The 24,613-nt window shown below is 68.6% G+C and carries 20 protein-coding genes; 7 read left to right on the top strand and 13 right to left on the bottom strand.

Annotated features, from left to right (window positions below):
- The first annotated feature begins 109 nt into the window (after positions 1-109).
- Positions 110-1,123: a phosphotransferase enzyme family protein gene (locus AC1DJH_RS01930; RefSeq protein ID WP_478184538.1), complete on the top strand. Its 1,014-nt coding sequence runs from the start codon at positions 110-112 to the stop codon at positions 1,121-1,123.
- A gap of 15 nt (positions 1,124-1,138) precedes the next feature.
- Here AC1DJH_RS01930 and AC1DJH_RS01935 read toward each other — a convergent pair whose 3' ends face one another.
- The 4 genes from AC1DJH_RS01935 to imuA form a co-directional block, all read right to left on the bottom strand.
- Positions 1,139-2,056 (bottom strand): hypothetical protein, encoded by a 918-nt coding sequence (locus tag AC1DJH_RS01935; RefSeq protein WP_478184539.1) that lies wholly within the window; start codon positions 2,054-2,056, stop codon positions 1,139-1,141.
- A gap of 65 nt (positions 2,057-2,121) precedes the next feature.
- Positions 2,122-5,520: an error-prone DNA polymerase gene (locus tag AC1DJH_RS01940; protein ID WP_478184540.1), complete on the bottom strand. Its 3,399-nt coding sequence runs from the start codon at positions 5,518-5,520 to the stop codon at positions 2,122-2,124.
- Positions 5,513-6,916 carry a Y-family DNA polymerase gene (locus AC1DJH_RS01945; protein ID WP_478184541.1) on the bottom strand — a complete coding sequence of 468 codons (1,404 nt, stop codon included), beginning with the start codon at positions 6,914-6,916 and terminating at the stop codon, positions 5,513-5,515. Before AC1DJH_RS01945 ends, AC1DJH_RS01940 begins: the two co-directional genes overlap by 8 nt.
- The gene (gene imuA / locus AC1DJH_RS01950) at positions 6,885-7,691 is read right to left on the bottom strand and encodes a translesion DNA synthesis-associated protein ImuA (protein WP_478184542.1); all 807 of its coding nucleotides are present in this window, start codon (positions 7,689-7,691) and stop codon (positions 6,885-6,887) included. Before imuA ends, AC1DJH_RS01945 begins: the two co-directional genes overlap by 32 nt.
- A 133-nt stretch (positions 7,692-7,824) precedes the next feature.
- On the opposite strand from imuA, the gene AC1DJH_RS01955 reads away from it, so the two are divergent.
- Entirely contained in the window at positions 7,825-8,949 is a 1,125-nt protein-coding gene (locus AC1DJH_RS01955; RefSeq protein WP_478184543.1) for an ABC transporter substrate-binding protein, read from the top strand.
- Between the two features lie 23 nt (positions 8,950-8,972).
- On the opposite strand, the gene AC1DJH_RS01960 is transcribed toward AC1DJH_RS01955, so the two are convergent.
- A complete protein-coding gene (locus AC1DJH_RS01960; protein WP_478184544.1) occupies positions 8,973-9,869 on the bottom strand; it encodes a LysR family transcriptional regulator in 897 nt (298 codons plus the stop codon).
- 135 nt (positions 9,870-10,004) lie between these two features.
- Between AC1DJH_RS01960 and AC1DJH_RS01965 the strand changes: the two genes are divergently transcribed.
- The gene (locus AC1DJH_RS01965; protein ID WP_478184545.1) at positions 10,005-11,366 is read left to right on the top strand and encodes a M20 metallopeptidase family protein; all 1,362 of its coding nucleotides are present in this window, start codon (positions 10,005-10,007) and stop codon (positions 11,364-11,366) included.
- Between the two features lie 75 nt (positions 11,367-11,441).
- Complete coding sequence (locus tag AC1DJH_RS01970; protein WP_478184546.1) at positions 11,442-12,404, top strand: aldo/keto reductase; 963 nt, start codon at positions 11,442-11,444, stop codon at positions 12,402-12,404.
- 7 nt (positions 12,405-12,411) lie between these two features.
- Here AC1DJH_RS01970 and AC1DJH_RS01975 read toward each other — a convergent pair whose 3' ends face one another.
- The gene (locus tag AC1DJH_RS01975; protein ID WP_472123272.1) at positions 12,412-12,948 is read right to left on the bottom strand and encodes a cysteine hydrolase family protein; all 537 of its coding nucleotides are present in this window, start codon (positions 12,946-12,948) and stop codon (positions 12,412-12,414) included.
- 23 nt (positions 12,949-12,971) lie between these two features.
- Positions 12,972-14,564: an esterase/lipase family protein gene (locus tag AC1DJH_RS01980; RefSeq protein WP_478184547.1), complete on the bottom strand. Its 1,593-nt coding sequence runs from the start codon at positions 14,562-14,564 to the stop codon at positions 12,972-12,974.
- 185 nt (positions 14,565-14,749) lie between these two features.
- Here AC1DJH_RS01980 and AC1DJH_RS01985 point away from each other — a divergent pair, with 185 nt between their 5' ends.
- Positions 14,750-15,868, top strand: coding sequence for an MBL fold metallo-hydrolase (locus AC1DJH_RS01985; protein ID WP_478184548.1), 1,119 nt, complete (start codon positions 14,750-14,752; stop codon positions 15,866-15,868).
- A gap of 20 nt (positions 15,869-15,888) precedes the next feature.
- Here AC1DJH_RS01985 and AC1DJH_RS01990 read toward each other — a convergent pair whose 3' ends face one another.
- From AC1DJH_RS01990 to AC1DJH_RS02005, 4 genes are read right to left on the bottom strand one after another with little or no spacing between them, the layout of a single operon-like run.
- Positions 15,889-16,725 (bottom strand): IclR family transcriptional regulator, encoded by an 837-nt coding sequence (locus AC1DJH_RS01990; protein WP_472123264.1) that lies wholly within the window; start codon positions 16,723-16,725, stop codon positions 15,889-15,891.
- Between the two features lie 10 nt (positions 16,726-16,735).
- Entirely contained in the window at positions 16,736-17,707 is a 972-nt protein-coding gene (locus AC1DJH_RS01995; protein ID WP_478184549.1) for an NAD(P)H-dependent flavin oxidoreductase, read from the bottom strand.
- 20 nt (positions 17,708-17,727) lie between these two features.
- On the bottom strand, positions 17,728-18,354 hold the full coding sequence (locus AC1DJH_RS02000) for a DsbA family protein (RefSeq protein WP_478184550.1): 627 nt from the start codon (positions 18,352-18,354) through the stop codon (positions 17,728-17,730).
- Between the two features lie 14 nt (positions 18,355-18,368).
- The gene (locus AC1DJH_RS02005; RefSeq protein ID WP_478184551.1) at positions 18,369-19,097 is read right to left on the bottom strand and encodes an SDR family oxidoreductase; all 729 of its coding nucleotides are present in this window, start codon (positions 19,095-19,097) and stop codon (positions 18,369-18,371) included.
- Positions 19,098-19,390: 293 nt separating this feature from the next.
- Between AC1DJH_RS02005 and AC1DJH_RS02010 the strand changes: the two genes are divergently transcribed.
- Together AC1DJH_RS02010 and AC1DJH_RS02015 are read left to right on the top strand one after the other, a co-directional pair.
- A complete protein-coding gene (locus AC1DJH_RS02010; RefSeq protein ID WP_478184552.1) occupies positions 19,391-20,935 on the top strand; it encodes a class I adenylate-forming enzyme family protein in 1,545 nt (514 codons plus the stop codon).
- Positions 20,936-20,958: 23 nt separating this feature from the next.
- Positions 20,959-21,945, top strand: coding sequence for a Bug family tripartite tricarboxylate transporter substrate binding protein (locus AC1DJH_RS02015; RefSeq protein WP_478184553.1), 987 nt, complete (start codon positions 20,959-20,961; stop codon positions 21,943-21,945).
- 58 nt (positions 21,946-22,003) lie between these two features.
- On the opposite strand, the gene AC1DJH_RS02020 is transcribed toward AC1DJH_RS02015, so the two are convergent.
- Together AC1DJH_RS02020 and parC are read right to left on the bottom strand one after the other, a co-directional pair.
- Complete coding sequence (locus AC1DJH_RS02020) at positions 22,004-22,195, bottom strand: hypothetical protein (RefSeq protein WP_435483446.1); 192 nt, start codon at positions 22,193-22,195, stop codon at positions 22,004-22,006.
- On the bottom strand, positions 22,195-24,603 hold the full coding sequence (parC, locus tag AC1DJH_RS02025) for a DNA topoisomerase IV subunit A (protein ID WP_478184554.1): 2,409 nt from the start codon (positions 24,601-24,603) through the stop codon (positions 22,195-22,197). Before parC ends, AC1DJH_RS02020 begins: the two co-directional genes overlap by 1 nt.
- Positions 24,604-24,613 lie beyond the last annotated feature (10 nt).

Genomic DNA, 24,613 nt, shown 5'->3' on the forward strand with positions numbered 1-24,613 from the left:
GGCCGCACGTGCGGCACGAGGTGCTGACGTCTTACAGGGCGCACTGGGGAGTCGCGCTATCGTTGCGGGTCTTTCATTGACCCGTCTTTTCTCGGTCGGGTGCAAACACATGCTGACGCCCCCAGACCTCTCGCACGAATCCATCCGGCAATGCCTGTCCAAGGCATACGGCCTGAACAACGCAAATGCCCGGTTCCTGCCGCTCGGCGCCGACGTGAACTCAGCCGCCTTTCGCGTCGATGCCGATGACGGCAACGCGTACTTACTCAAGCTGCGCCGCGACGGTTTCGATCCATCGGTCGTCAGGGTGCCGGCCTTTCTTCATCACGAGAAAGGCATTGAGGCCGTGATGGCGCCGTTGCCGACAACGCACGCGCAGCCGAGCGTGCAAAGCGAAGGCTTCGGCTGGGCGCTGTACCCGTTCTTCGACGGCCCCAACGGCTTGGCGCGCGCATTGACGGACACGCAGTGGCGCGCGCTCGGTGCCGCATTGGGTGCCATCCACCGCACGGCATTGCCCGAGGCGCTGTCGGCGAGCCTCCCCAGGGAACGCTACGCCCACCACTGGCGCGAAGGCGTTCGGCGCTACCAGCGCCGGTTCATCAACGGCGTGACCGGCGACGACATCGTCGAGCGTTTCTTCGCGTTCTGGGAAGCGCACGCCGAAGAGATCGACACCATCGTCTACCGCAGCGAGCAGCTCGCGTCCATCCTGCTGGAACGCCCACCGCAGCTGGTGCCGTGCCATGCCCGCCTTCATGCAGGCAACGTGCTCGTGGGCAACGGCGGGCGCCTGTCGATCGTCGGCTGGCACAAGCTCATGCTCGCGCCGAAAGAACGCGACCTGATGTTCATCGGCGGCGGTGCAGGCCACGTGTGGAACCAGCCGGCGCAGGAAGCGCTGTTCTACGAAGGCTACGGCGCGGCAGACGTCGACGCCGTGGCGCTGGCCTACTACCGCTACGAGCGGATCACCCAGGACATCCTCGATATCTGCGACCGGATGTTCGACGCTGCGGCCAGTGCGCAAGACCGTGAAGAGGGCCTGCGCCGGATGACGAGCCAGTTCCTGCCGGACGACGTCGTCGCCATCGCGCACCGCAGCTACGACGCCGTGACCTGAGCCGCCGCACGCGCGTCAGATCAGCATGTCCTGCGCGTCGTCCTCGAAGCCGGCGATGGGCTGCGCCTTGGCCAGCGCCAGCCACACCGCAAACGGAATGCGGTCGAACGCGCGATGCACCGCGGCGCGCGCCACCACCAGGCGATCTCCTTCGAGCACCATCACGCCGCATTCCGCCGGCACCTCCTCGGGCGTGGCGATGCATCGCCCCTTGGCGTCGTTGCCCAGCACGTACCAGCACTCGCCGCCCAGGTCGAGGTAGGCCGCGCGCTTGTCGGGCTTGCGCAGGTCGCCCAGCAGGTCGGCGCGGCTCACCTTCACCTCATGGACGATGGGATGCGCATAGGCCTCGACGCTGGTGTTGCGGATGGAGAACACGTCGGGCCGCGCAATGCACCAGCGCGCCTTGCCGCCCTCTTCCAGCGCCGGCAGCCGGGCGCGCAGGCCGAGGCCGCGCCATGCGATGCGCCCGCCGCGCGTCATCTCGCGCGCCACGCGCTCCACCAGCGCCTCGTGCGGCGACAGCGCAGCGCGGTTCAGGGTGAGCGTGGTGGCGATGCGTGCGATGCCGGCATCCGTCACGCGCAGCGTTTCGTGGCCGTGCACGGTGCGCACGCGCGCCAGGTAGCCGCCCGCGAGCAGCTCGACCTCGATGGCGTCGCAGCAAGGCCAGCCGGCCGAGCGGTAGATCTCGCGCAGGCGCCGCGCATGCAGCTTGCCGAACGGCACCTCGGGGACGGCCCTCTGCAGCGGCGGCGGCGGGTCCATCACCGGAGACGGAAAGCCGGGGTCGGTGAAAGGCGGCACTGCCGGCGGCGGATCGCCCTCGGGCGGCGGCATGGGGGGCGGCTGCACGGGGTTGGGCACATCGGGCGCCGGCGGCGGCGGTCCGATCGGCGTGGCGACAGGGGATTCAAGCAGGAGTTCGGACATGTCAGGAACAGGTTAGCGAAAACTCGCGAATGGCGCGAGGCATGGAACGATCGGTTGCATTCGGTTCAATGGAAGTCGCGGCTGGTGTTGCTCTGCGCCAGCCGGCCCATGAGCGGCGTCAGGTCCTTGAAGCCGGTGGCCACCAGGTGCTGCACCTTGCCGCCGCTGTCGTCGTCGCGCTGCCAGGTGCCCTGCACCGCGAGCAGGCGCGACTTCAGGAGCGGCTCGCGCCAGGCGTCGATGACGTGGTTCCACACGATCACGTTGACGTTGCCCGTCTCGTCCTCCAGCGTGACGAAGATGGTGCCGTTGGCGGTGCCTGGACGCTGCCGGCCCTTGACGATGCCGCAGGCGCGCACGGTCTGGCCCGTGGCCATCTCGCGCAGTTCGGCCGCGCTCATGAGCTTCATGCGCGCCAGGCGCGGGCGCAGCAGCGCGAGCGGATGGCGGCGCAGCGTGAGGCCGAGCGCCGCGTAGTCGCCGACGATTTCCTCGCCCTCGGGCGCGGCGGGGAGCAGCAGCGCCTGCTCGTGAATGGGCACGCCCTTGAGCAGGGCCGGTGCGCGCGCGCCCATGCCGCGGGTGGCGGTGGCGTCCCACACCTGCTGGCGCCGATGGCCCGAGAGCGCCATCAGCGCATCGGCCGCGGCCAGCGCGGCCATGTCCTTGGCCTCGAGCTCGGCGCGCAGGGCGAGGTCTTCGGTGCTGGTGAAGGGGGCCTGCGCGCGCGCCTCCAGCAGGCGCTTTGCACCTGCCGCGCTGAGGCCCTGGACACGGTTCAGGCCCAGCCGCACCGCGGGCTGGTTGTCGTTGCCTAGGCGCCCGGCGTAGCGCGCGTCGGTGCCCGCCGGCATGCGCGGGGCATCGGGCGCACGGGCTTCGAGCGTGGTGTCCATCTCGCTCACCATGACATCGACCGGCCGCACTTCGACGCCATGTCGACGTGCGTCCTGCACCAGCTGCGAAGGGCTGTAGAAGCCCATCGGCTGCGAATCGAGCAGCGCGGCGAGGAAGCAGGCGGGTTCGTAGTTCTTCAGCCAGCTGCTCACGGTGACCAGCAGCGCGAAGCTCGCGGCGTGGCTCTCGGGAAAGCCGTAGTCGCCGAAGCCGAGGATCTGCTTGAAGATGGCTTCGGCGAACTCGGCCTTGTAGCCGTTGTCCTTCATGCCCTCGACGAGCTTCTCGTGGAACTTGTCGAGGCCGCCCTTGCGCTTCCACGCCGCCATGGCACGGCGCAGCTGGTCGGCTTCGTCGGCCGAGAACTTGGCCGCGATCATCGCGATCTGCATCACCTGCTCCTGGAAGATCGGGATGCCCAGGGTGCGTTCGAGCGCGATGCGCAATTCTTCTTTCTCGTAGTGGATCGGCAAGTTCTTGCGCACCCGCTCGCGCTGCTTGAGGTACGGATGCACCATGCCGCCCTGGATGGGCCCGGGCCGCACAATCGCGACCTCGATCACCAGGTCTTCGTAAGTGCGCGGCTTCAGGCGCGGCAGCATCGACATCTGCGCGCGGCTCTCGATCTGGAACACGCCCACGGTGTCGGCGTCGCAGATCATGTCGAACACCTCCGGGTCGTCGTTGGGCACCTGGTGCATCTCCACCATCGAGCCCCGCCAGCGGTTCATGTGGTCGAGCCCGCGGCGGATGGCGCTGAGCATGCCGAGCGCGAGCACGTCGACCTTGAGCATGCCCATGGCCTCGAGGTCGTCCTTCTCCCACTGGATGACGGAGCGGTCTTTCATGGAGGCCTTCTCGACCGGCACCAGCCGCGTGAGCTTGGTGTGCGTGAGCACGAAGCCGCCCACGTGCTGGCTCAGGTGGCGCGGAAAGCCCTTGAGCCGCTGCGTCATCTCGATCCAGTGTTCGATCTTGAGCGCGTCTTCCTTCACGCCCGCGCGCTCGCAGGCCGCGTTCAGCTGCTCGCCGAGCAAGGTGTCGTCGAACCAGTAGTGGTCCTTGGCGAATTCGTCGATCAGCCGCTCGTCGATGCCGATGGCCTTGCCCACGTCGCGCAACGCGCTGCGCGATCGGTAGCAGATGACGACCGCGGCAATGGCGGCGCGCTCGCGGCCGTATCTTTCGTAGATGTACTGGATGACCTCCTCGCGCCGCTGGTGCTCGAAGTCGACGTCGATGTCGGGCGGCTCGTTGCGCTCACGGCTCAGGAAGCGCTCGAACAGCAGCGTGCCCTTCTTGGGGTCGATGGCGGTGATGCCGAGGCAGTAGCACACCGCCGAATTGGCCGATGAACCGCGCCCCTGGCAAAGGATCTTTTGCGACTTGGCAAAGCTCACGATGTTCTCCACCGTGAGAAAGAACATCTCGTAGCCCAGCTCGATGATGAGTGCCAGCTCCTTGTGGACCTGCATGCAGACGCTGGCCGGAATGCACGAGGCATATTTTTCGAGCGGGTATTTGTCGAGCGCGCCCTCCCACGTCTTGCGCACCAGTGTCTGCGCCGGCGTCTCGCCATTGCCGACGCTTTCGAGCGGGTACTGATAGTTCTTGCGAATCTCCTGCGGATCGAACCTGCAGCGCTCGGCCACCACCCGCGTGTTCTCGAGCATTTCCTGCAGGTACAACTGAGCCAGCCGCACACGCGAGCGCAGGTGCCGCTCGGCATTCGACTGCAATGCGAAGCCGCACTCGGCCACCGTCCTGCCTTCGCGCACAGCCGTCAGCACGTCGTGCAGCGGCTTGGTCGCACGCGAGTGCATGTGCACGTCGCCGGCCGCCACCAGGGGCACGCCGGCGGCCTCGCCCGCCTGCACCAGCGTGACGAACCACAGGTCGTCGTCCATCTCGTTGAAAAGCTCCAGCGCCAGCCAGAGGTTGTCGCCGTACAGGGCCTTGGCTGCCGTCAGGTCTTCATGCAGCGTGGCCGCGTCCACGGTCTCGCCGGGCATGCGATGCGGCACGAAGAGCACCTGGCAGCGCTGCAGCGAGGCCACGTTGCTGCCGTTCACGCTGTCGTCCCAGCTCACGAGGTATTCGCCCTTGGGCAGTTCGGTGGTGGTACGCGCGGCGGTGATGAACTCGCACAGGTTGCCCCAGCCCTCGGCGTCGTTCGCGATCACCACGAGCCTGAAGCGCTCGAAGCGGAACTCGCTGCCGAACAGCAGGCGAAAGCCGGGATTGCGCGGAATCTTCGGCTCGTCGGGGAACTCGCGCTCATGCGCCTCCAGCTTGGCGGGCAGGTCGCGCAGGGCCACGCAGGCGCGCACGATGCCGGCCACGGAGCATTCATCGGTGATGGCCAGCGCGTCATAGCGCAGCTGGTAGGCCCGCTCCACCATCTCTTCGGGCGTGGAAGCGCCGCGCTGGAAACTGAAGTTGGTCAGGCAGTGCAGCTCCGCATAGCCGGGCAGTTCCGCCGCCGGCCGCGCCCGCATCTGCACCGGCAGCGCATGCACCTTGGCGAGCTGGCGCTTGCGCTCCTGCTTGTCGCTGAGCTCAGGCATAGAAGCCCTGCAGGTACCAGCGCACCTCGCCGGCGGAAAAGCGCGCGGCGTGCCGCTCGCGAAAGATCCACACCAGCCCGGCCTCTGGGCTCTGCGCGACGTAGTAGTCGCGCAGTGCGGGCTGGCCGCCCTCTTCCTTGCCGCCCCACCAGCCGGTCTCCACGCGCTGTGGACCGATCAGCCGGCTCAACGGGCCGCGATAGCACGGGCGCTCGCCGTCCATGTCGAGCAGCAGCGGCTCGGGCAAGAGCCACGGCGGGTAGAGGGCGTCGGGCTGCGACGCGGCGGCCTGCGCTTCCTTGCGAGCCTTGTCGAGCGCCTTGTCGGGTGGCTTTTCTTTCTGCAGCGCCGGCCGCCACGCCTGCTTGCGCTCCGGCCGATGGTCGGCCTGCGCCGACGGCACCACCACCTGTTGCGCCCCGAGCCGCACGCTGAGCCGCTCGACCATCTCGTGCAGCTTGTCGCCCTTGCGGTTGTCTTCCGGCAAGAAACTGGTGCTGGCGCCGGCCCACGGGTCGGTTTCCAGCGTGCGCAGCTTCAGCCAGCTCGCGGGCGCGGCCAGCGTGGTGAGGGCGAGCTTTTCGGACAACAGCCGGCGCAGGTGCGCCATGTCCTGCGTGGGCTCGGCGGTGCGCACGGTGAGCTGCTGGTGCGGCGGCAGGTTCACGCCGTTGAAGCGCTTGAGGTCGAGCGTCCATTGCAGCTCGAGCGCGCGCGCGCCGCGTTGGCGTGCGCGCAGCCAGATCTGCAGGGCCGACAGCAGCCGGTTGGCCGACCACATGAGTTCGGGTCCGGTCTCGGCCAGCGCGGGCAGCTCCAGCCTCTGCTCGAACACGTCGGGCAGCGTGAGCCAGGCGTGGCTTTCGGGGCGCAGGCCCCAGGCGACGTCGAGCGCCACGCGCAGTTCCGCGCCGAAGCGCCGCGTGAGCCCGCCGCGCGGCAGCGCCGCCACGTCGCCCCAGGTGCGGCAGCCCATGCGCGCGAGCAGGTCGAGGTGGCCGTGGGCGGCCGTCAGCGTGTCCAGCGGCAGGCCGGCCGGAATCTCCCCGGGACGGCGCTCTTGGCGCGCGAACAGGCGCAGCCGCGCCAGCGCTATGAGGCTGGTGGCGCCCTGGGCGCCCAGCATGCGCGCGCCGGGCACGGGGTTGGATGCGAGCAACTGCCGCATCAGCGGGGTCCGGCCGCCCCACAGGCGTTCGCAGGCGGAGACTTCGAGCATCAGCGCCTCGTCCTGCCAGGCGACGTGGGGCGTGTACTGCAGCGCCCACCAGCCCAGCGCTTCAGGCGTGGGCAGGGCCACGACATCGGTGGCGCGGGCGGCATCCGGGGCGTCAGGGGTATCGGGGGTATCGGGGGTATCGGCCTCAAGCGACCACTGCAAGGCGATCCAGTGCATCCTGGCCTCCCTTCCATGCGTCGATGCGCACCACGGTGGCCGAGGTGGCCGCCGCGCCGGCGGGCACCGTGCCCTGCTGTTGCAAACGCAGCTTGCGCCGCAGCCGGGCGGCGGCCAGCAGCGCGGCCATGCGCGCGTTGCGCGCCGGCAGCATCAGCGGCGCGGCCAGCGGCGGGCCGCGGCGCTTGAGGATGTGCAGTTCGATCTGCGACGCGTCGGCCTCGCAGCGCAAGGCGCTGATGCGCAGGCGCGCGGGCGAGGCCGACAGCGCGACCGATTCGGGCCGGCACACGAACAGCAGCAGCTCATGCTGTGCGGCCGCCAGCTGCAGCCGCCGCAGCTCGCCCACCCGCGCCTGCGGCAGCCACGCCACGACGGCCGACACGTCCGCGCAGCGCAGCGCCTGCTCGCAGGCCCAGAGGCGCGCGGGCGCCGCCTCGCTCTTGACGCACATCAGCGACTCCACCGGCAGCCCCTGGGCCGCAAGCGAAGCCCCGCAAGGCTCGTAGGGCGGTCCGATCAGCACCACCGGCCCGCCGCGCGCCTGCACCGCCTGCGCCAGCGCGGGCAGCAACAGCTGCCACACATGCGCTTCGGGCGAGTGCTGCAGCAGCTCCGTCATGGCCCCGACCGGCCAGCCTCCGCCCGGCAACTCGGCGTCGAGCGCGGCATGGCCGGTGGCGACGACCTGCGCGTCGGCCAGGCCGAGTTCGTCGGCGTGCCAGACGCCGCGGCCCGCGGCGGCGGAAAAGGAGTCGAGGAAAGGGAGGCCCATGGTGAAGACTGTTAACTGTATTTTTATACAGTATTCCATGCACCACAAGCAAAGACGGGGAAAGATCGATTTACCCCAACGGAACGCTGCCTTAAGATAAGTTCGTTAACACTTTGTGACTTTATTACACAAAATGATTCGTTCGATTGCCGCCGCCCTCACCGCCCTGTGCACGTTGGCACTGGCACTCCCATCACCGGCGCAGGCCCAACCCAAGCCCATCGTCATCGGCCAGACCTACGTGAAGACCGGGCCGCTCGCCTCGCTGTCGACCGAGCCGCTGGTCGGCATCCGGGCCATGTTCACCGCGCTCAACGCCGGCGGGGGCATCAACGGCCGGCCGGTGGAACTTCGCCAGCTCGACGACGCCTACGACCCTGCCAAGGGCTCGGAGAACGTCAAGGCCTTCGCCAGCGAAGGCGCGGTCGGCATCCTGATGCCCATCGGCACCTCGTCGTCGGTCGGCGCGCTGAAGACCGCCAACGAACTGAAGATTCCCGTGGTCGGCCCGTACACCGGCGCGGGCCCGGTGGTGAAATTCTCGGAGTACGGTTTTCCGGTGCGCATCAGCTTCGACGAGGAATACAGCCGCATCGTGAACCACCTCTTCACCATCGGCCTGTCGCGCATCGCCTTCGCGCACAACGACAACCCGGGCGCGCGCTCGGCGATGGAAAGCACGCAGAAATTCATTGCCGAGCGCGGCGACAAGATGGTGGGCAGCGTGGCCGTGAAGAACGACGGCTCCGACGCCACCGAGCGCGCGCAGGAACTGGCCAAGCTCAAGCCCAAGGCGGTGGTGCTGTCGGCCACCAACGACGTGGCCGCCAAGTTCATCACGGCCTACCGCGCGGCCGGCGGCGAGACGGCCTTCTATTCGTTCTCCTTCCTCAACGGGCAGAAGCTGTTCCAGGACATCAAGAAGGACGCGGCCGGCGTGGTCATCTCGCAGGTGGTGCCCTACCCCTGGAACAGCGCGATGCCGGTCATCGCCGAATACCAGGCCGCCATGAAGAAGATCGGCGCGACCGAGTTCAGCTACGCCAGCCTCGAGGGCTACGTCACGGCCAAGGTGATGGCCGAAGGGCTCAAGCGCGCGGGCGCGAACCCGACGCCGGAGTCGCTGCAGAAGGGCCTGGAGTCGTTCAAGACGCTCGATCTCGGCGGCATCGCCGTGGCCTACCGTCCCGGCGAGCACCGCGGGCTGACCTTCTCCGAGCTGTCGATGCTGAAGGCCGACGGGCGGTACCTGCGCTGACCAGCACGGCCCCTTCAGCCCTTTCAGCCTCCCGCCTGCACCGTGCGCGCCACCGCCTGCAGCGCCTGGGCGAAGGCCTGCGCGGCGGGCGTGAGCGCCGCGCAGTCGCGCATCAGCAGCGACACCTGCACGTTCGGCAACCTGTCGGCCAGGCGCAGCGCCACCAGCCCCCTTGAGGCGGTCGCCCGCGTGAACAACGACGACGACGCCAGCGTGAGCGCGCCCGCGCGCTTCACCAGCGTCATGCCCAGCTGCCACGAATGGCAGACCACGATGTCGCGCGGCGGCGCTTCGCCAAGCTGTGCGAAGCAGCGGCGCAACAGCTGCGCGCCGTAGCTGGGCACCACCCACATCGCCTCGTGCAGCTTGCCCATCGCGCGCACGCGCGCCAGCGGATGGCCTGCCTTGGCGATCACGGCCAGTGGAAAGTCGAGCAGCACTTCCCTTTGCAGCCCGTCGTGGGCCACGGGCTCCAGCTCGCCGAGGATGGCGAAGTCGAACTCGCTGCGCTTCCACAGTCCGTTCACGTCGGTGCCGCTGAGCTCCTGCAGCTCGAGGGCCACGCCCGGCCAACGGGCGCGAAAGTCGAGCAGCGCGTTCGGCAGCAGCCGCTCGACCGCGAACGAGCTGAAGGCCACGCGCAGCGAGCCGCCCGCGCCGTCGCGCAGCTGGGCAATTTCTTCTTCGGTGCGGCGCACCTCGTCGGCCAATGAACGCGCGCGCCGCAGCAGCGCTTCGCCGATGGGCGTGAGCACCACGCCCTTGGCGCTGCGCACCAGCAGCTGCGCGCCCACGCTGTGCTCCAGCTCGCGAATGGCGTAGGTCATGGCGGGCTGCGTCAGCTCGCCGCCGCGCGCGGCGGCGCGGATGCTGCCGGCATCGGCGACCGCTTCGAAGATCTTCAGGTGCTTCAGGTTCATGGCGTGCAGCCGTGCGGGCAATCGAAAAAGGGGCGATCAGCAATTTTGATCGCCTCGAAGTTTCTCGGATCTTTTCCTTCACACCCGCTTTCGCTAAGGTCCGCGGCGGTTCTTTCACTTTCCTTGCAGAACACCATGAACATCCGCTCCCGCCTTGCCCTGCTGATGCTGTCCGGCAGTTTCCTGAACACCGCCGCCTTCGCGCAAGCCACGCAGGCCGCACCGGACGCCGGCAACGCCCTCGCCACGCGCGCGCTGGCGCTGGCGGACGCCTCCGAGGCGCAGGTCATCGCGTGGCGCCGGCACATCCACCAGCACCCCGAGCTCTCCTACCAGGAGGTGCAGACCGCCGCCTACATTGCCGCCGCGCTCGCGAAGATGCCCGGCATCGAGGTGCAGCCCGGCATCGCCAAGACCGGCATCAAGGCCGTGCTGCGCGGCGGCAGGCCGGGCCCGGTGGTGGCGCTGCGCGCCGACATGGACGCCCTGCCCGTGCTCGAGCGCAACGACCTGCCCTTCAAGTCGACCGACAAGGCGCCCTGGCTCAATGCGGAGGTGCCGGTGTCGCACGCCTGCGGCCACGACACGCACGTGGCCATGCTGCTGGGCGCCGCGCAGGCCTTCTCGCAGATGCGCGCGGAGCTGCCCGGCACGGTCGTGTTCCTGTTCCAGCCGGCCGAAGAGCAAGGCCCCGGCCCGGTGCTCAGCGGCGCGCCCGCCATGGTGAAGGCCGGCGTGCTCGACAACCCGAAGGTCGACGTGGTGATGGGCCAGCACATCAACGCGCGCGGCCCCTCGGGCACCATCAGCTACCGCCGCGGCGGCTTCATGGCCAGCGGCGATGTGTTCAAGATCTCGCTCAAGGGCAAGGGCGGCCACGGCTCCTCGCCATGGACCGCCAAGGAACCCACCGTTGCGGCGGCCGAGATCGTGCTGGCGCTGCAGAACATCGTGAGCCACCAGATCGATCCGCTGGACGGCCCCACCGTGGTCACGGTGGGCCTGCTGCAAAGCGGCAACCGCGTGAACATCCTGCCCGACACGGCCGAGATCGCGGGCACGGTGCGTTCGCTGTCGGCAAAGAACCAGAAGGTGGCGCACGACAACATCCGCCTGAAGGCGCAGAAGATCGCCGAGAGCCACGGCCTCACCGCCGAGGTGACCATCGACACCGGCTACGAGGTGCTGGTGAGCGACCCCGCCGCCACGCAGGCGGTGGCGCAGGCGCTGGAAACCGCCGCCGGCGCGGGCAAGGCGCGCGAGTCGCAACCCAGCATGGGCTCGGAAGACTTCGGCTCCTTCGGCAAGAACATTCCCGTCGTGTTCTGGCACCTGAACGCCTCGCCCTTCGGCGACCGGCACGGCGCGCCCAACCATTCGTCGGAATTCGTCATCGACGAGTCGGCGATGAAGGTGGGCGTGCGCGCGCTGGTGGGCAGCACGCTGGCGTACATGAACAAGCCGGCGGGCGCCGCAAGCACCGGCAGCGGCAACTGATCGCCCTGGGCTGAACGCGGCGATGCGCCGATGCCCCGGTTTTCCAGGGCCGCGGTGCTAAGGTGGCGCGCATCCATGACACCACCCGGCCCGCCCAGCGCAAAGCCCCCTGGTCTTTCACGCGCCCGGTTCCTGCGGCTGCTTGCGACGCTGCCGGCGGGCGCGGCGCTACCGTCCTTCGCGCAGCAGCAGCCGCCACCGCCCATGCCGACGAAGATGAACACCCGACCCATTCCCTCCACGCAGGAAGCCCTGCCCGTCGTCGGTTGCGGCACCTGGATCGGTTTCGACCAGCGCCCCGGCACCGACGAATACCGGCGCCTGCCCGGCGTGCTCGACGCCCTGTTCGCGGCCGGCGGCACGGTGATCGACAGCTCGCCGATGTATGGCCGCTCCGAGGAAACCACCGGCGAGCTGCTGGCCACCTCGGGTGGGCGGGACAAGGCCTTTCTCGCCACCAAGGTCTGGACCTCGGGGCGGGAGGCCGGCACCGCGCAGATGGCGCAATCGTTCAAGCGCCTGCGCACGCCGCGCATCGACCTGATGCAGGTGCACAACCTGATCGACTGGCGCACCCACCTCGCCACGCTGCGCGGCTGGCAGTCGCAAGGCCGCGTGCGCTACATCGGCATCACGCACTACACGGCGTCGGCCTATGGCGAGGTCGAGGCGGTGCTGCGCGCGGAGAAGCTCGACTTTCTGCAGATCAACTATTCGGCCGACGCCCGCGACGCCGAACAGCGCCTGCTGCCGCTGGCGGCCGAGCGCGGCGTGGCGGTGATCGTCAACCTGCCGTTCGGCGGCGGTGGCCTGCTGCGCCGGTTGCGTGGCAAGCCGCTGCCCGGCTGGGCCGCGGAAATCGGCTGCACGAGCTGGGCGCAGTTGCTGCTGAAGTTCGTGCTGGGCCACGCCGGCGTGACCTGCGTGATACCCGGCACGAGCCGTGCCGAACACATGGCCGACAACGCGGCCGCCGGCGTGGGCACGTACGCCGATGCGGCCTTCTGGCGACGGCACGCCGGCGAACTGGCCGGATAGAAGGCGTTCAGCCGGCCAGCACGATGTCGGCGGCGGGCACCGCGCGAATCGGCACGCCGAAGCTCGTGATGTCCGACAGCGTGGCGTTGTGGTGCGCGCGAATCTGCGCGCCCGTGGCATGCGGCTTGTCGTGCGAGGTGTGCGCGTCGGCGGCCAGCACCACCTCGTAGCCCAGCGCGGCGGCGCGGCGCGTGGTGGTGTCCACGCAGAACTCCGACGAGTAGCCGCAGATCACCACCCGCTTCACGCCCCGGTCCGACAGCCAGGCTTCGAGCGGCGTGCGCAGGAACGAGTCGGGCGTGGTCTTGCGGATCTTCGCGTCGCGCGAGTCGGTGTTCAGCGCGCCGGCGAGCTGCCAGCGCTCGGAGTCGAACTCCAGGTCCACCGCGTTCTCATGCTGGATGAAGGCGACCGGCACGCCGCTCGCGCGGGCGCGTTCGGTGAGCGCGTTGATGCGCTGCATCACTTCTTCAGCTTCATGGGGACGCGGCAGGTCGTCGCACAGACCGCGCTGGACGTCGATGACGAGGATGGCAGTTTTCATGGCGCCCATCGTAGCCGCGGGCTTCAGTTCCAGGCACTCACCTCGAGCCGTACTTTCCCGCTGATGCCGGGCGCGGCCGGCGCGGCGCCCAGGCTCGACAGCGGCACCACGAACTGCAGCTTGCCACCGGCCAGCTGCCTGGGGCTGATCGGCAGCGAGGCCTTGCCTGCCGTGTCGGTCTGCCAGCCGTACTTGACGCTCCAGTTTTGCGCCGCATCGTCCGCCGCGGGCGGCGAAAGCTCGATGACCAGCGTGTCGCGAAACAGCGAGCTGCCCTCGTAGTGGCCGTCGAGCCAGAACTTGTTGTTGACCTGGTAGTCGGGCACGCGCACGCCCAGGGTCATGGCGTAGGCCAGTGTCGGGCGGTCCTGCTTCACGCGGGCCTTGTTGGCGAGGAACACGCTCGACAGGTAGATGGCGCGCCGGTCGGCCTTGGCGGGGTCGGTCAGTTCCTTGTGCGTGCGGCAGGCGGGCGAGTCTTCTTCCGCCACGCGCCGGCTCAGGTACCAGCGCTTGCCGCGCGGCGCGGCCAGCAGTTCGACCTGGTAGAGCGCGTCGACGTCGGCGCCCGCGGGCAGGTCGGGCGGCAGCGTGACGCCGTCGACGTCGAACCACAGGTCGACCCGCACGTCGCCGAACAGGAAGCGCACGAGGTTCTGGTAGGCCTCCTCGGAATTGACGATGCCGAAGAAGCCGGAATGCGAGCGGTAGGTGTAGGCCGTGGCCACCGGCAGCGTCTTGCCGGCGGCATCGGTCGACCAGAGCGAGGCGTTCTCGATGCGCACCAGCCCGTCGCTGCCGTGGCCCGCGAACATGCGCGACAGGCCCTTGGCGCTTTCGTAGTCGCCGCGGTTGGAGCCGACCATGCAGAAGAAGCGCTCGGGCGGAAAGGCGGTGGCCGGCAGGTAGTCCATGCGGCCGTCGACCGGCGCGGTGGCCAGGAACTCGGACATCTTGTCGCGGTTGAAGGTGTTCATCTCGTTCACCGTGAGCCAGGCCGGCACGTTGATGCCGCCCATGTCGATGCCGTTGTGCGGCGTGGCATAGGTGAACACCTTGTCGACGCAGGCGCGCGCCGCCGCGTCGCCGAGCGCCAGGTTCTGCAGCAAGGCCCGCACTACGAGGCCGCCCATCGAATGCGCGACGAGGTAGCAGCGGAAGTCGGCGCGGTCGTAGCCCGGCCCCTCGCGCAGGGCCACCAGATCGCGCACGCGCAGGATCAGCTGGCTCAGGCCCTGCGCGTACACGGTCACGTCCTTCGACTGTCCGTCGCCGAGCAGCTCGGAGCCCGAGTCGTAGTAGCGATAGATGATGACCGAGGCCGAGGGAATTCCGTCCACGTCCTTGCCGGTCTCGTCGGGCGATGGTTTCCAGTCGGGGTCGAGGATGTCCAGGCCGTTCTGGTAGACGCTCTGGTATTGAAAGTCGGCCAGCAGCCGCACCACCGGCGACTCGAAGACGAACTTCTGCGCGGGCGCTTCTTTCTTCACCGTGGCGCGGTACACCGTGGAGCCCAGGTTGAAGCCGCAGAACGGATCGGCCGCGGTGTCGTCGCGCTCGGCCTCGGTCATGGCGTAGCCGCGCACGTAGATGATGGGATAGCGATTGCTGCTCATGAGTCTGCCGCCTTGTCGAAGCCGATCGAGCCTTCCAGTGTGCCGAGGCACAGGGGCGCCGGCCATACAGCGCATGGCATAGGCAAAGGCCCTGCCTGCCGAATGTTTCTAAGGCTGAAACCATTGAAACGCCTGCCATGGCTAATCTCCCGCCATCCGACAAACACAATCAAGAAGGCTCCCCCATGGCTGACGAATCGGGCCCGCAGGGCTCCTACCTGCCGCAACTCTTGCGCCGCGGCACCGCGCTGGCCGCGGCCGGCTGCGCCTTCGTGGCGGGCTGCAGCGCCGCCAGCGGCGAGGCACGCTACGACAGCTCGCCCCAGTTCAAGGACGGCGGTTTCCACAACATGGCCAACCCCGACCTGCCCGCGCAGGCCAGCGCTTGGCGCATCTGGTCGCGCTTCATCGTGGGCAGCAAGGTCGACAGCGTGCCCGTCGACGCCATTCCGGTGAAGCCGCTGGACCGGGCCACGCTCGACGCGCTCGACGTCAAGACCAACCACGTGGTGCGCCTGGGCCACTCGTCGCACCTGCTCAAGCTGCGCGGCAAGTACTGGCTGATCGACCCGGTGTTCAGCGAGCGCGTGTCGCCCGTGCAGTGGGCCGGGCCGAAGCGCTTTCACCAGCCGCCGATCACGCTCGAACAGCTGCCGCCCATCGAGGGCGTGATTCTTTCGCACGACCACTACGACCACCTCGACCTGGCCACCATCGAGTACCTCTCGAAAAGCGTGCAACGCTACTTCGTGCCCCTGGGCGTGCGCTCGCGGCTGGTGGTGATGGGCGTGCCGGCCGAGCGCGTGAGCGAGCTCGACTGGTGGCAAGGGGCCGAACACGACGGCGTGAAGCTCACCGCCACGCCCGCGCAGCATTTCTCGGGCCGCACCCTGGGCGACCGCGACCGCACGCTGTGGGCCTCGTGGGTGGTGCAAAGCGGCGACCAGCGCATCTTCTACAGCGGCGACTCGGGCTACTTCCCCGGCTTCAAGCAGATCGGCGAGCGCTTCGGCGGCTTCGACATCGCGCTGATGGAAAACGGCGCCTACGACGCCATGTGGCCCGCCGTGCACATGACGCCCGAGCAGAGCGTGCAGGCCTTCGAGGACCTGCGCGGCAAGGTGTTCTTCTCGGTGCACAACAGCACCTTCGACCTGGCCTTCCACACCTGGCACGACCCGCTGGACCGCATCGCGGACCTCACCGAGGCGAAGAAGATCGAGCTGGCCACGCCGGTGATCGGCGAGGTGGTGACGGTGGGGCAGGCGCGCACCAACACGCGCTGGTGGGTCGGCCTGCGCTGAGCTTGCTTGCTTGTCAGGGCCTAGGCCGGATTGCGGAAATGCCGCTCGATCGCGCGCACCGTATCGAGCAGCTGCGGGCGAACGTCGTGCATGAAGGCTTCCGGCGCCATCGAGCGTGGCCCCGCCGCGCTCAGCACCATCAGCGGCATGCCCTTGCCGACCCGCAGCGGTGAGGCGATGGCGTTCACCTCGCCGCGCCAGTCGCCGAAGGAACTGCAGCAGCCGTACTGCTCGATGTCGGCGACCGCCTGGCGAATTCCCTGCTCGATGCGCGGCCAGCCCGCCACGTCGAGCGTGCGGATGCGCTCCTCCAGCCCGCGGCGCGCACCCGGCTTGGCACCGGCCAGGTAGGCCCGCCCCATCGCCGAGGTGGCCAGCGGAATGCGCGAGCCGATGTTCAGCCGGATGGTGACGATCGAATCGCTGCGGCAGGTTTCCAGGTAGAGCATCGACATGCCGTCGCGCATGCCCAGCGCGATGAGGCAGCCGGTGTCGTTGGCCAACTGCTGCATGAGCGGACGGCTCACCTCCTTGGCATCGAGCCGCGACAGCGTGGTGCCGCCCAGCGTCAGCGTGGCCATGCCCAGCCGGTAGCGGCCCGACTCCGCCACGTGGTGCAGGAAGCCGAGCTTGGTCAGCGTGTAGGTCAGCCGCGTGACGGTGGACTTGGGCAACCCGCAGCGCTCGGCCAGCTCCTGGTTGCCCAGGCGCTCCTCGCCCGAGGCGAAGCATTGCAGCACCTGCAGGCCGCGCGCGAGGGCCGTCACGAAGTGCCGGTCTTCCTTGGCGTTGACCTTGCGCTCGACGTCTTCGTATTCGCCGAGCTCCCGCTTGGAATGGATTTCTGCGCGCTTCATGCGCCCTACTCTAGAGCAGCCGTGCCAGGCGCTGCGAAACGATGGCCTCGGCCTCGCGCATGATCCGCGCGACCAGTTCAGCCACCGTCGGCACGTCGTGGATCAGGCCGACCACCATGCCGCAGCTCCAGGCGCCGGCGTCCATGTCGCCGTCGACCATCACCTTCGGGTACACGCCGCCTACGAACTCGCGGATGTCGTCGATCTGCGTGCGCGCGCCCTTCTCGCGCTCGATGGCGAGCAAGGCCTCCACACCCGCGTTGTTCAGCACGCGCTCGGTGTTGCGCAGCGGGCGCATCACCAGCCGCGTGTCGAGCTCGGAGGCCGCGACAATGGCCGCCTTCACGTTCGCATGCACCGGTGCCTCCTGCGTGGCGATGAAGCGCGTGCCCATGTTGATGCCCTCCGCGCCGAGCGCCAGCGCGGCCACCAGGCTGCGGCCGTCGGCCATGCCGCCCGAGGCGACGAACGGAATGTCGAGCGCCTCCGCCGCGCGCGGCAGCAGGACGAAGTTGGGCACGTCGTCCTCGCCCGGGTGGCCGCCGCACTCGAAGCCGTCGACGCTCACCGCGTCGCAGCCGATGGCCTGCGCCTTGAGCGAATGCCGCACCGAGGTGCACTTGTGGATGACCTTCACGCCGGCCTTCTTCAGTTGCGGCATGTATTGCTCGGGGCTGCGCCCGGCCGTCTCGACGATGCGCACGCCGCCTTCGACGATGGCGTCGATGTACTCGGGATACGGCGGCGAGGCGAAGGTCGGCAGGAAGGTGAGGTTCACGCCGAAGGGCTTGTCGGTCATCTCGCGGCAGCGGGCAATTTCCTTCGCCAGCAGTTCGGGTGTCTTCTGCGTGAGCCCGGTGATGATGCCCAGGCCGCCCGCGTTGGAGACCGCCGCGGCCAGCTCGGCGAAGCCGACGAAATGCATGCCGCCCTGGATGATGGGGTGCGCGATGCCGAAGAGTTCAGTGATTCTGGTTTTCATGGTGAAAGTGCCGGGGACTGTCAGTGGCTGTGCTGCGAAACGATTTCTTCCTCGACCTCGCGCAGGCGGTCCTTGCCGAAGAACATCTGGTCGTTCACGAAGAAGGTGGGCGAGCCGAAGGCGCCCTGCTCGAAGGCGGCCTGCGTGTTGGCCATGAGCGCCTGCTTGACCTCCGCGGTCTGCATGGACGCAAAGAGCTCGGCCGCGGGCAGGCCCGCGTCGTTCAGCGCGGTGGCCACCACGGACGCATCGGCCATGTTCAGGCTGCGCTCCCACATGCACGAGAAGACGGCATCGACATAGCGCTCGAAGCAGCCGAGCGCCTGCGCCGCCACCGCGCCGCGCATGATGGTCAGCGTGTTGACGGGAAAGAATTCATTGCGGCGGTAGGCCGTGATGCGGTGCTTCGCAAGAAAACGCTGGAACTCCAGCACGTCGTAGGCGCGCTTGTTCGCGATGTCGGCGAAGGCTTCGGCCGGCGAGCGGTTGTTGGTGAGCTTGAAGAGCCCGCCCAGCAGGATCGGCACGTACTCGATCGCGGTGCCCGTGCGCGCCGCCATGGCTGGCAGCACCTTGTGGCACAGGTAGGCGTTGGGGCTGCCGAAGTCGAAGAGAAAGCGCAGCTTCACGGTGTTCGTCTCGTGCATGGTCGCTCCCCTGCTCACCAGGTTTCCATCCACGGGCGCAGTTCCATCTCGTGCGTCCACGCATCGCGCGGCTGCTGGTGGATCTGCCAGTAGGCCTCGCCGATGCTGTCCGGCGACACCACGCCGCCCTGATCCAGCAGCGCGTAGCGCTCGGGAAAGTTGGTGCGGATGAACTCGGTGTCGATGGCGCCGTCGACCACCGGGTGCGCCACGTGGATGCCCTTGGGCCACAGTTCGCGCGCCATGCTCTGTGCCAGCGCGCGCAGGCCGTGCTTGGCGCCGGCGAACGCGGCGTAACCGTCGCGCCCGCGCAGGCTGGCGGTGGCGCCGGTGAAGATGATGGTGCCGCGCCCGCGCTCCAGCATGCGCTTGGCCACCTCGCGGCCCATGAGGAAGCCGCCGAAGCAGGCCATCTCCCACACCTTGAAGTAGACGCGCGCCGTCGTCTCGGTGATGCCGAAGCGCACGTTGGCGCCAATGTTGAACACCGCCACCTCGATGGGCGCGATGTTCTTCTCGATGTTGTCCACCAGCGAGACCATCTCCTCTTCCTTGCGGGCGTCGCTGCCGAAGCCGTGCGCCTGGCCGCCCGCGGCTTCGATCTCGCGCACCAGCGGCTGGAGCTTGTCGGCGCTGCGACGGGTGACGCAGGCGATGTAGCCCTCGCGGGCGAATCGCTTGGCGATGGCGCCACCGGTGGCGTCTCCGGCGCCGATCACGAGGATGGCTTTCTTGTCGTTCATGCGTTGTCTTTCGTCGGTCGGTCTGTGAATGCACGCGGGTTGCCGCGCGGCCACTTCATTCTGGGATGCCGGACCGCCGAACAGCGCATGCCGGGCGGAATTCAAAACTGCATTGCAGAACTTGAAGCTGCATGCCGGCTTGCACCGCCGCTCGAATGAAGGCGATGAAACCCGGTGCGTTCTCACTGGGGAAATCCCTGCTCTCTGTTCTGCAGTGCAGTTTTCAAAAGACGTGCTTCGGAGCGCTTGCTTCATAGACTCGCCGCCATTCGAAACACGGGACCGACCCATCAATGACGACCGAGACATACGCCAAGCCCCCTCGGGTGCACCACCTTCTTTCGCCCTGGATCGCCGGGCAGCCCGACGCGCTGGCGCTGCGCGACGCCGGCGTGTCGCTGAGCTATGGCGAGCTCGGCGCGCAGATGGACGCCATGGCGCGGCAGTTGGCCGGCGCGGGCGTGCGGGCCGGCGACCGCGTGCTCATCGTCGGGGAGAACTGCGCGGCGCTGTGCGTCGCCTTCCTGGCGCTGAGCAAGCTGGACGCCTGGACCGTCGCGGTGAACGCGCGCCTGTCGCCACGCGAGATCGACCAGTTCATCGCGCACTCCGGCGCGCGGCGCGTGCTGTACCTGTGCCATGTCTCGCCCGAAGCGCGCGGCCACGCGCAGCGCCAGCAGGCCACGCCTTTCGGCAGCGACCTGGGCGAAATCGCCATCGGCCCGCTCGCCGAGGACGTGCTGCCGGAGCCCTGCGACGCCGACCCCGCGAAGCAGGTGGCGGCCATGGTCTACACGTCGGGCACCACGGGCGCGCCCAAGGGCGTGATGCTGACGCACGCGAACCTGATGTTCGTGGCCACCTCCGCGCGCGAGCTGCGGCGGCTCGGCCCGCGCGACGTCGTCTACGGCGTGCTGCCGATGTCGCATGTGGTGGGCCTGTCGACGCAGTTCCTCGGCGCGATGTGCGCGGGCGCCGCGCTGCTGCTCGAGCCGCGCTTTGCACCCGAGAACGCGGTGCGGGCGCTGCGCCGCGACGGTGTCAGCGTTTTCACCGGCGTGCCCGCGCTGTTCGCCCGCATCCTGGAGTGGGCGCGCAAGAGCGGCGTGGCCATCGACGCACCCGCGCTGCGCCTGATCAGCGTGGCCGGTTCGCCGCTCACGCCCAGCCTCAAGGCCGAGGTGGAACGGGAATTCAGGCTGCCGCTCCACAACGGCTACGGCTTGACCGAGACCGCGCCCACCGTCGCGCAGACACGGCTGGACGCGCCGCGCGAGGACTGCGCCGTCGGCCCGGGCATTCCGAGCGTCGAGCTTCGCATCCAGGGCCTGGGCGGCGCCAGCGTCGAACCTGGCGAAGCGGGCGAGCTGTGGGTGCGCGGACCCGGCGTGATGAAGGGCTACTACCGCAGCCCCGAGCTCACCGCGGCCGTGATCGATGCGGCGGGCTGGTTCAACACCGGCGATCTTGCGCGGCTCACGCCCGACGGCGCGCTGTTCATCTCCGGACGCACCAAGGAGCTGATCATCCGCTCGGGATTCAACGTCTATCCGCTCGAGGTGGAGCAGGTGCTGAACGCCTACCCGGGCATCGTGCAATCGGCGGTCGTCGGGCGCGAGGCCGGGCACAACGAGGAAATCGTGGCCTTCATCGAAACCAGGGAAGGCATGCCCATCGACGACGCGCGGTTGCGCGCGCACCTGCGCGAGCACCTGTCGCCCTACAAGCAGCCCAGCGAGATCCGCGCCATGGCGACGCTGCCGTCGGCACCCAACGGCAAGGTGCTCAAGGGCGTGCTGAAAGCGCTCGCGCAGACGCCTTTGAACACCGCGCCATGAACACCATCACTTCAAGCACTCCCATGCGCCATCGCACATTCCACGCCCTCGCATTCACGCTCGCCGGCCTTGCCGCCGTCGTCGTTCCCGGCCCGCAGGCTCACGCCCAGGAAAAGCCGGGCGCCTATCCCTCGCGGCCCATCAAGATCATGATCGGCTTCGCCCCGGGCGGCTCGACCGATGCGCCGATGCGGGTGCTCGCGGAAAAGGCGGGCGCCATCCTCAAGCAGCCCATCGTCATCGAGAACAAGCCCGGCGTCGGCGGCACGATGCCCGCGCAGAGCCTGCAGTCGGCCGCGCCGGACGGCTACACGCTGGGCATTGCCTCGGCCGGGGTCTACCGGCTGCCCTACACCAACGACATCAAGTGGGACCCGGCGAAGGACCTGAGCTATGTGATCGGCCTGACCGGCTACGCCTTCGGCATCGTCGTGCCCGCGAACTCGCCGATCAGGACCTTGAAGGACTACGTGGCGCACGCCAGGGCGAACCCCGGCAAGCTGACCTACAGCACGCCCGGCATCGCCACCACCAACCACCTGACGATGGAGCAGCTGTCGCGCCTGTACAAGATCGAGCTCAACCACATTCCGTACAAGGGAAGCGCCGAATCGCTGCAGGCCATCGTGGGCGGCCAGGTCGACTCCGCGGCGGAGACCTCCGCCTTCGTGCCCTACGTGGATTCCGGAAAGCTGCGGCTGATCGCCGTGTGGGGCGACAAGCGCATGGCGCGCTACCCCGACGTGCCCACGCTGAAGGAAAGCGGCGCGAACATCGTGCAGACCTCGCCTTGGGGACTGGTAGGCCCCAAGGGGCTGGACCCCGTCATTGCCGCCAAACTGCACGATGCGTTCAAGCAGGCGATGGAGACGAAGGAGTTCAGGGAGATGCTGGCCCGCTACGAGATGGAGCCGGACTACATGAGCGCGAAGGACTACCGCGCCTTTGCCGTGGATGCGATGAAGCGCGAGAAGGAAATCCTCGACGCGCTGGGCCTGTCCCGCAAATAGGCGCTGAACCCCCGGAAAAAGGCCGGGAAGGCCTGGCCGGCCCGGCGCCGGAGCGTGGCTACCCGCCGCGCTCCTTGCGCTCGCGCGCCCGGCGCACCTGCCGGGTCTCGCCGGCCTGCGAAGCGATGCGGTCCTTCTCTCGCTTCTTCGCCGCGCGCTTCTCCCGCATGCGCTTGCCCAGCACGTAGCTGCCGAGGCCGGTGACCACGGCGATGAACAGGCCGATGACGCTGACGTCGATGCCGCCCATCACAGCACCCGCACGACGCCGGTCGGCTTGAAGCCCAGGTCGGCCGCCTTGCCCTTGCGCGCGCGGTTGCCGCGTGCGTTGTTCAGCGTGCGGATCTCCAGTGTTTCCTCGCGCTCCTTGGCACCGCGGCCGATGCCTTCGATGCGCACGCTGCGCGTGTAGGCCGCCGCGCCCGCGAGCGTGTCCTTGGGCTCCAGGTCGATCAGCGTGAGGCCGCGGCCGCCCTTGGGCAGGCTCTTGAGCTCGGCGATCTCGAAGGTCAGGATGCGCCCGCCCGTCGAGGCGCAGGCCACGTGCGTGGCCGCGGGCATCGGCTCGGCGCCGCTCGCGCCGCCCACGAGCGAAGGCCGGCACAGCTGCTCGCCCTCGCCCACGTCGATGAAGGCCTTGCCGCCGCGCTGGCGCGACATCATGTTCTCGACCGTGGCGATGAAGCCGTAGCCGCCGGTGTTGGCCAGCAGCACGCTTGCGCCGACCGGGCCGGCGAAGAAGTGCGTGACGTGCGTGCCGCTGTCCAGCTCGATGAGCGTGGTGACGGGCTGGCCGTCGCCGCGCGCGCCGGGCAGCGAGGCCACGGGCACGGTGTAGACGCGCACGCCCTTGTCCTTGGAGGAGCCGAACACCAGCAGGGTGTCGACGCTGCGGCATTCGAAGGCGCCGTAGAGCGCATCGCCCGACTTGAAGCTGTATTCGGGCGTGGCGCCCTTCTCCGCGCTCGCGCCGTTGGCCGCGGCCTTCTCGCTCGCCCAGCCCTTCTGCGCGCGCACCCAGCCCTTCTGCGACACGATGACGGTGACCGGCTCGTCGACCACCTTCACTTCGGCCACGGCGCGCTTCTCGGCCTGGATCAGCGTGCGGCGCGCGTCTTCGAAGGTCTTGGCATCGGTTTCGATTTCCTTCACCAGCAGGCGGCGCAAGGCGGCCGGGCTGCCGAGGATGTCCTCCAGCCTTTTCTGTTCCTCGCGCAGGCCCTTGAGCTCCTGCTCGATCTTGATGGCCTCCAGCCGCGCCAGTTGGCGCAGGCGGATTTCAAGAATGTCCTCGGCCTGGCGTTCGCTGAGGCTGAAGCGCGCCATCAGCGCGGCCTTGGGGTCTTCGGCCGCGCGGATGATCGCGATCACCTCGTCGATGTTCAGAAGCACCAGCTGCCGGCCTTCGAGGATGTGCACCCGCTCCAGCACCTTGTTCAGCCGATGGCGCGAGCGCTTCTCGACGGTGACCTGGCGGAACGCGATCCACTCGTTGAGCATCTGGCGCAGCGACTTCTGCGTCGGCTTGCCGTCGATGCCCACCATGGTGAGGTTGATCGACGACGAGGTTTCCAGCGAGGTCTGCGCCAGCAGCGTGGTGATGAACTCTTCCTGGCTGATGCGCGAGGTCTTGGGCTCGAACACCAGGCGCACGGCCGCGTCCTTGCTGGACTCGTCGCGCACCACGTCGAGCACCGACAGCATCGCCGCCTTCAGCTGCGTCTGGTCGGCGCTCAATGCCTTCTTGCCGGTCTTGACCTTGGGGTTGGTGATTTCCTCGATTTCTTCGAGCACCCGCTGCGTGCTGACGCCCGGCGGCAGTTCGTTCACCACCAGCTGCCACTGGCCGCGCGCCAGCTCTTCGATCTTCCAGCGCGCGCGCACCTTGAGCGAGCCGCGGCCGGTGCGGTAGGCGTCGGCGATGTCGCTCGCGCTGCTGATGATCTGCGCGCCGCCCGGGTAGTCGGGGCCGGGCACGATGGCGAAGAGTTCTTCTTCGCTCAACTGGCCATTCGACTTGATCAGCGCCACGCAGGCGTCGGCGATCTCGCGCAGGTTGTGGCTCGGGATTTCGGTGGCCAGGCCCACCGCGATGCCGCTCGCGCCGTTGAGCAGCGTGAAGGGCAGGCGCGCGGGCAGCAGGCGCGGCTCTTCGGTGCTGCCGTCGTAGTTGGGAATGAAGTCGACCGTGCCTTCGTCGATCTCGTCGAGCAAGAGGCTGGTGATGCGCGCCAGGCGCGCCTCGGTGTAGCGCATGGCCGCGGCGCCGTCGCCGTCGCGGCTGCCGAAGTTGCCCTGGCCGTCGACCAGCGGATAGCGCTGCGAGAAGTCCTGCGCCATGCGCACCAGCGCGTCGTACGCGGCCTGGTCGCTGTGCGGATGGAAGCGGCCGAGCACGTCGCCGACCACGCGCGCGCTCTTCACGGGCTTGGCGCCCACCGTGCCGTTGGTGCCGCCGAAGCCCAGGCCCATGCGCGACATCGAGTAAAGGATGCGCCGCTGCACCGGCTTCTGGCCGTCGGACACGTCGGGCAGCGCGCGGCCCTTGACCACGCTGAGCGCGTACTCGAGGTAGGCGGTCTGTGCGTAGTCGGCCAGCGTGAGGGTGGTGTCGCCGTCGTTGGGGCCCGCAAGGTCGAGCGGAGGTTGGGAATCCATCGTCTGTCGT

The organism is Variovorax sp. 10N412 (genome assembly GCF_056394985.1).

Bases quoted from the DNA above. Each gene is read 5' to 3' on its own strand.
- AC1DJH_RS02005 (WP_478184551.1), bottom strand. From the start codon at position 19,097: ATGAACGACAAGAAAGCCATCCTCGTGATCGGCGCCGGAGACGCCACC.
- AC1DJH_RS01965 (WP_478184545.1), top strand. From the start codon at position 10,005: ATGAACATCCGCTCCCGCCTTGCCCTGCTGATGCTGTCCGGCAGTTTC.
- AC1DJH_RS02010 (WP_478184552.1), top strand. From the start codon at position 19,391: ATGACGACCGAGACATACGCCAAGCCCCCTCGGGTGCACCACCTTCTT.
- AC1DJH_RS01930 (WP_478184538.1), top strand. From the start codon at position 110: ATGCTGACGCCCCCAGACCTCTCGCACGAATCCATCCGGCAATGCCTG.
- imuA (WP_478184542.1), bottom strand. From the start codon at position 7,691: ATGGGCCTCCCTTTCCTCGACTCCTTTTCCGCCGCCGCGGGCCGCGGC.
- AC1DJH_RS01970 (WP_478184546.1), top strand. From the start codon at position 11,442: ATGACACCACCCGGCCCGCCCAGCGCAAAGCCCCCTGGTCTTTCACGC.
- parC (WP_478184554.1), bottom strand. From the start codon at position 24,603: ATGGATTCCCAACCTCCGCTCGACCTTGCGGGCCCCAACGACGGCGAC.
- AC1DJH_RS01985 (WP_478184548.1), top strand. From the start codon at position 14,750: ATGGCTGACGAATCGGGCCCGCAGGGCTCCTACCTGCCGCAACTCTTG.
- AC1DJH_RS01940 (WP_478184540.1), bottom strand. From the start codon at position 5,520: ATGCCTGAGCTCAGCGACAAGCAGGAGCGCAAGCGCCAGCTCGCCAAG.
- AC1DJH_RS01995 (WP_478184549.1), bottom strand. From the start codon at position 17,707: ATGAAAACCAGAATCACTGAACTCTTCGGCATCGCGCACCCCATCATC.
- AC1DJH_RS02020 (WP_435483446.1), bottom strand. From the start codon at position 22,195: ATGGGCGGCATCGACGTCAGCGTCATCGGCCTGTTCATCGCCGTGGTC.
- AC1DJH_RS01955 (WP_478184543.1), top strand. From the start codon at position 7,825: ATGATTCGTTCGATTGCCGCCGCCCTCACCGCCCTGTGCACGTTGGCA.
- AC1DJH_RS01945 (WP_478184541.1), bottom strand. From the start codon at position 6,916: ATGCACTGGATCGCCTTGCAGTGGTCGCTTGAGGCCGATACCCCCGAT.
- AC1DJH_RS01975 (WP_472123272.1), bottom strand. From the start codon at position 12,948: ATGAAAACTGCCATCCTCGTCATCGACGTCCAGCGCGGTCTGTGCGAC.
- AC1DJH_RS01935 (WP_478184539.1), bottom strand. From the start codon at position 2,056: ATGTCCGAACTCCTGCTTGAATCCCCTGTCGCCACGCCGATCGGACCG.
- AC1DJH_RS01960 (WP_478184544.1), bottom strand. From the start codon at position 9,869: ATGAACCTGAAGCACCTGAAGATCTTCGAAGCGGTCGCCGATGCCGGC.
- AC1DJH_RS02000 (WP_478184550.1), bottom strand. From the start codon at position 18,354: ATGCACGAGACGAACACCGTGAAGCTGCGCTTTCTCTTCGACTTCGGC.
- AC1DJH_RS01980 (WP_478184547.1), bottom strand. From the start codon at position 14,564: ATGAGCAGCAATCGCTATCCCATCATCTACGTGCGCGGCTACGCCATG.
- AC1DJH_RS01990 (WP_472123264.1), bottom strand. From the start codon at position 16,725: ATGAAGCGCGCAGAAATCCATTCCAAGCGGGAGCTCGGCGAATACGAA.
- AC1DJH_RS02015 (WP_478184553.1), top strand. From the start codon at position 20,959: ATGCGCCATCGCACATTCCACGCCCTCGCATTCACGCTCGCCGGCCTT.